This window comes from Neptuniibacter marinus, assembly GCF_001597725.1.
Taxonomy (GTDB): Bacteria; Pseudomonadota; Gammaproteobacteria; order Pseudomonadales; family Balneatricaceae; genus Neptuniibacter; species Neptuniibacter marinus.
In genome coordinates, this window is the sequence record NZ_LUTR01000050.1 from 1 (window position 1) to 914 (window position 914).

General features: G+C 52.1%; 2 protein-coding genes. Both read right to left on the reverse strand.

Annotated features, from left to right (window positions below):
* Positions 1–68 precede the first annotated feature (68 nt).
* Entirely contained in the window at positions 69–581 is a 513-nt protein-coding gene (gene lspA / locus A3774_RS15970) for a signal peptidase II (protein ID WP_003821921.1), read from the reverse strand.
* A 3-nt stretch (positions 582–584) separates the two neighbouring features.
* Positions 585–914: cation transporter (locus A3774_RS15975; RefSeq protein ID WP_197468084.1), on the reverse strand; the 330-nt coding region annotated here is incomplete at its 5' end.

Below are 914 nucleotides of genomic sequence, written 5' to 3' on the forward strand. Positions count from 1 at the left end.
ACTTGGTATTGCGGCAGGTGAAGGATGTTGTCGGGAAGTTCGGTCATGGTGTTGTATAGGCGTAGGTGTCAGTCAGATCCATCCGACTCGGCATTGGTGTTTGCTTTTTTACCCAACAAGCTGCTGGAAACGAAAAGTAAGGCACCGAGGACAATTGCAATATCAGCCAGGTTGAAGGCCGGCCAATGCCAGTCTCGCCAATAGAAATCAAAGGAATCCACAACATAGCCGCGAAAGACCCGGTCAATCAGGTTGCCCATGGCGCCACCGAGGATAAGACTGTAAGCGATGGCTTCTCCTTTATGACGATTTTCAAGGATCAGCTTGATCAGAAAAATCGAGACCACTACCGCGATTCCGATAAAAAAGTAGCGCTGCCAGCCTCCACCATTCGCAAAAAGACTGAATGCGGCACCGGTGTTCCATAGGTGCACCCAGTTAAAGAACGGGGTCACCGAAACATACTCGCCATAGGCCATTGATTGCTGCACCAGCCACTTTACAGCCTGATCAGACGCTGCCAGCAGGCCCGATATGGACAATAGGGCATACGGCGAGAGCTTTTTGCCAATAATGAGCATTATTTAACCCTTCAACGCCAAAATGCGTCTGGCACCGTTAAGTACAATGCCCCCCGCGATGGTGCCGATAATCAGATCCGGATAATTGGAACCGGTCCACGCGACCAGGGCGCCGGCGGTGATGACCCCCAGGTTGATCACCACGTCGTTGGCCGAGAATATCCAGCTTGCCTTCATGTGCGCCCCGCCTTCCCGATGTTTGGATATGAGCAGCAGACAACTGGTATTGGCAATCAATGCGACGAATGCGATAGCCATCATCACCAGCGATTCAGGCTCACTACCGAATACAAAGCGTCTCACCACCTCTACGAGCACGCCCACAGCCAAGAT